The sequence below is a fragment of the Hydrogenophaga sp. genome (genome assembly GCF_051007235.1).
Classification (GTDB): domain Bacteria; phylum Pseudomonadota; class Gammaproteobacteria; order Burkholderiales; family Burkholderiaceae_C; genus Hydrogenophaga.
Genome location: NZ_JBPCSJ010000041.1, coordinates 1 through 4,152, shown reverse-complemented (window position 1 = coordinate 4,152; position 4,152 = coordinate 1). Strand labels below are relative to the sequence as shown.

Below are 4,152 nucleotides of genomic sequence, written 5' to 3'. Positions count from 1 at the left end.
TCCACGCTGCAGCTGGCGCTGGGCGTGTCGGTGGCCTTGCACGCCGTGCTGCTGACGGTGCGCTTCGTCAACCCCGAGGGCTTCAACCGGGTGTTCCAGGACACGCCGCTGGAGGTGATCCTGGTCAACGCCAAGAGCGACGAGCTGCCGCAAAAAGCCATGGCCATCGCCCAGGCCAGCCTGGCCGGCGGTGGCGAAGCGGTCAAGGGCCGCGCCACCTCGCCGCTGCCGCCCAACCTCACGGCCCGGGTCGGTGACACCCCGGAAGAAGACGAGCAGCGCATCGAGGCGCTCAAGGAGCAGCAGAACCAGCTGCTGGCCCAGGTGCGCAAGGCCCTGGCCAGCCTGCCGCCGCCCGACCTGCAGGCCGTCAACCCCAGCCAGGCCAGCATCGAACGCGAGCAGAAGCGCAAGGCCCTGGTCAAGGTGCTGGCCGAGATCGAAAAGCGCATCAACGAAGAGAACGCGCGCCCCAAGAAGCGCTACATCAGCCCGGCCACGCGCGAGGAGGTGTACGCGATCTACTACGACGAGCTGCGCCGCAAGATCGAGGACCGGGGCACCAGCAACTTCCCCGAGGCCGCCGGTCGCAAGCTGTATGGCGAGCTGACCATGGTCATCACCGTCAACCACAGCGGTGAGGTGCTGTCGACCGAGATCGTGCAGTCGTCGGGCAACAAAACGCTGGACCGGCGCGCCCAGGCCATCGTGCGCGGGCTGGACTTTGGCCGCTTCAGCGACGCCATGCGCCGCCGCGCGGACCAGATCGTGGTCGTCTCGCGCTTTCGCTTCACGCGCGAAGCCGGCCTGCAAACGCAGATGTCAAGTCAATAAGCCGCATGAAATCCGTCGGTCGCTGGTTGTTGTGGGTGGTGCTCGCCGGGGTGGCGCTGCAGCTGTTCTTTGTGGGGCGCATCGCGCTCATGCTGGTGGTCGATCCGCAGAGCACGGCCTTCATGCGGTCCGAGGCCTGGCGCGTGGCCAGCGAGAGCCTGACCACCGACAAGACCTGGCGCTGGTCGTCGCAGTGGGTGGACTACGCCGACATCAGCCCCAACCTCAAGCGCGCGGTCATGGCATCGGAAGACGCTGGCTTTCCCGAGCACGGCGGGGTGGACTGGGACGCGTTGCAGTCGGCCTGGCAGAAGAACGAGCGGCGCCAGGCCCAGGTCGAGAAGCGCGCCGAGCAGATCGAGAAAAAGCTGGCCAACAAGCCTGAGGCGGCCGAAGCCGCGCTCAAGAAAATCCAGCCACCCAAGGTGGTGGGCGGTTCCACCATCACCCAGCAGCTGGCCAAGAACCTGCTGCTCTCGGGCGAACGCAACCTGCTGCGCAAAGGCCAGGAGCTGGTGCTGGCCCTGGTGCTCGAAGCCGTGCTGCCCAAGCAGCGCATCCTGGAGATCTACCTCAACAGCGTCGAATGGGGTGAGGGCATCTTCGGCGCCGAGGCCGCCGCGCAGCGCTACTTCAACAAGCCAGCGTCCAAGCTCAGTGCCTACGAGGCCGCACGCCTGGCCGTCATGCTGCCCAGCCCCAAGTTCTTCGAGACCCGCCAGGGCTCGGCCTACCTGTCGCGCCGCGCCAGCACCATCGTCGCCCGCATGGGTGACGTGACGCCACCATGACCCCGGGAGCTGCGCCCCCCCTGCGTCGCTTCGCGCCTTCCCCCCTGAGGGGGGACGACACCTGCGGCCGGGCCAAGCCCGTTCCGCGGTGTCCCGGGACCGGCGCCCCTCCTCCTCACCGATAGGCGGTGATCGCATGGACTGGCGCGCCAAAGCCATGAGCCTGCTGCTGCTGGGCTTCGTGCGCCTGCTCACCGGCGCGCAGGCGCGCTGGCACGGCTGCCCACCCAAGGCAGAGCAACGGATCTATTTCGCCAACCACCAGAGCCACGCCGACCTGGTGCTGATCTGGGCCGCGCTGCCGCAAGAACTGCGCAGCATCACCCGCCCCATCGCGGCCAAGGACTACTGGACCGCCTCGCGCTTCAAACGCTGGATCACATCGGCCGTGTTCAACGCGGTCTACGTGGAACGCGAACGCAAGGGCGACGAAGACCCGCTGGCGCCACTGATCGCCGCGCTGGAGAGCGGCGACTCGCTGATCCTGTTCCCGGAAGGCACGCGCGGCCACGCCGAAGACCCCCAGCCCTTCAAGAGCGGCCTGTACAACCTGACCCGGCAGTTCCCCGACGTGGTGCTGGTGCCGGCCTGGATCCACAATGTGCAGCGCGTCATGCCCAAGGGCGAAGTCGTGCCGGTGCCGGTGCTGTGCTCGGTCACCTTTGGTGAACCGGTGCGGCTGGGTGCCGACGAAGCGCGCGCCGACTTCCTGCAACGCGCCCGCGCGGCCGTGATGGCCCTGCGCGAGATCTGACCCCATGAGGACCTTCCTGCGCAGCCTCACCCCGGAACAGCAGGTCAGCCTGCTGTTCGTGCTGCTGTTCGGCGTGCTGCTGCTGGCCACGGTGGGCGGTGTGCTGCTCTCGCTGCGCGAACGCCACCACCCGGACCCGGACACCGGCGGTCGCACCCTGCGCCTGCAGGACGTGCAGGCCCTGCTGCGCAGCTCCTGGCTCATGGCCCTGGTGTTCTGGATCGGCTGGGCCGCTGGCGACGGCGTGGCCATCGTGCTGTTCGGCCTGGTGTCGTTTTTCGTCCTGCGCGAATTCATCAGCCTCTCGCCCACCCGGCGCGGCGACCACCGCAGCCTGCTGCTGGCCTTCTTCGTGGTGCTGCCGGTGCAGTACGGTCTGGTGTGGACGCGGCACTTCGACCTCTTCACCGTGTTCGTGCCGGTCTACGTGTTCCTGGCGATTCCGGTGGTCAGCGCCCTGGCGAACGACCCGCAGCGCTTCCTGGAGCGCAACGCCAAGCTGCAGTGGGGCATCATGGTCTGCGTCTACGGCCTCAGCCACGTGCCCGCCTTGCTGCTGCTGGAGTTCCCGCGCTTTGCCGGGCGCATGGCCTTCCTCGTCTTCTTCCTCGTCGCCGTGGTGCAGACCTCCATGCTCGTGCAGCACCTGGTGGCGCGCCGCCTGTCCGACCCGGTGGCGCCGGCCGTCAGCGAAAGCTTCCACTGGGCCAGCTGGCTCGCCGGCCTGGCCGCGGGCGGGCTGCTGGGCGGGCTGCTGGCCGGCATCACCCCGTTCAACCCGCTGCCCGCGCTGGCCATGGCGCTGGTGGCCTGCGCGGCCGGCTCGCTGGGCCACCTGGTCATGAAGGCCATCAAGCGCGACCGCGGCGTCACCCACTGGGGCCAGGCCGGGCGCTCGATCACCGGCGCGGCCGGCCTGCTCGACCGGGTGGACGCGCTGTGCTTCGCCGCCCCGGTGTTCTTCCACTCGGTCCGCTGGACCTTCGACCTCTGAGCCGACCTATGCGCATCCTCGGCATCGACCCCGGCCTGCAGTGCACCGGCTTTGGCGTGGTGGACACCGAAGGCGCCGCCCTGCACTACGTGGCCAGCGGCACCATCCAGACCAGCCCCAAAGACGGCGCCCTGCTACCGGAGCGGCTGAAGATCCTGTTCGATGGCATCAGCGAGGTGGTCCAGCGCTACCAGCCCGAGGTCGCCGTGTGCGAGATCGTGTTCGTCAACGTCAACCCGCAAGCCACACTGCTGCTGGGTCAGGACCGCGGCTGCTGCGTCACCGACCTGGTGGCCAACGGGCGGGGCGTGGCCTAGTACACCGCGCTGCAGCTGAAAAAAGCCGTGGCCGGCCACGGCCGCGCCGACAAGGCGCAGATGCAGGAAATGGTCAAACGCCTGCTGCAGCTACCGGGCCTGCCCGGCAAAGACGCCGCCGACGCCCTGGGCCTGTGCATCACGCATGCACAGGTGGCGCGCACAACGGCAGCGATCAACAAGGTGAGTCCGCTGCAGGCGCGCACGCATGCGGCTTATAAGGGCGGGCGGAGTTATTGACCCCCCCGCGCCGCCTGCGGCGTCACCCCCCAGGCGGCGATGCCTGTGGCCCGGCTAAGCCGGTTCCACGGCATCACTGGACGGGGGAATCTCGCCGGAAATACCTGTGGTGAATCTACAGGATCCGCTCCAGCACCAGCACTCCGAAGAACCCTAGGCCCGCGATCACGTCCCACTTGAGGATCTTCAGGCCACTGAGGCGGTATTTCTGCTGAACGGTGA

General features: G+C 68.3%; 4 protein-coding genes and 1 pseudogene. All 5 read left to right on the top strand.

What is annotated here, in order from left to right:
• Positions 1 to 834: energy transducer TonB (locus ACR2JA_RS01360; RefSeq protein WP_434007349.1), on the top strand; the 834-nt coding region annotated here is incomplete at its 5' end.
• Between the two features lie 5 nt (positions 835 to 839).
• A complete protein-coding gene (locus ACR2JA_RS01355) occupies positions 840 to 1,625 on the top strand; it encodes a transglycosylase domain-containing protein (protein WP_434007348.1) in 786 nt (261 codons plus the stop codon).
• Positions 1,626 to 1,761: 136 nt separating this feature from the next.
• Positions 1,762 to 2,379 carry a lysophospholipid acyltransferase family protein gene (locus ACR2JA_RS01350; RefSeq protein WP_434007347.1) on the top strand — a complete coding sequence of 206 codons (618 nt, stop codon included), beginning with the start codon at positions 1,762 to 1,764 and terminating at the stop codon, positions 2,377 to 2,379.
• Positions 2,380 to 2,383: 4 nt separating this feature from the next.
• On the top strand, positions 2,384 to 3,373 hold the full coding sequence (locus ACR2JA_RS01345; RefSeq protein WP_434007346.1) for a phosphatidate cytidylyltransferase: 990 nt from the start codon (positions 2,384 to 2,386) through the stop codon (positions 3,371 to 3,373).
• An 8-nt stretch (positions 3,374 to 3,381) separates the two neighbouring features.
• A pseudogene (ruvC, locus tag ACR2JA_RS01340) lies at positions 3,382 to 3,930 on the top strand (crossover junction endodeoxyribonuclease RuvC).
• Positions 3,931 to 4,152 lie beyond the last annotated feature (222 nt).

Excerpts from the sequence above, each read along its gene's own strand:
- ACR2JA_RS01355 (WP_434007348.1), top strand. The coding sequence starts at position 840 with ATGAAATCCGTCGGTCGCTGGTTGTTGTGGGTGGTGCTCGCCGGGGTG.
- ACR2JA_RS01350 (WP_434007347.1), top strand. The coding sequence starts at position 1,762 with ATGGACTGGCGCGCCAAAGCCATGAGCCTGCTGCTGCTGGGCTTCGTG.
- ACR2JA_RS01345 (WP_434007346.1), top strand. The coding sequence starts at position 2,384 with ATGAGGACCTTCCTGCGCAGCCTCACCCCGGAACAGCAGGTCAGCCTG.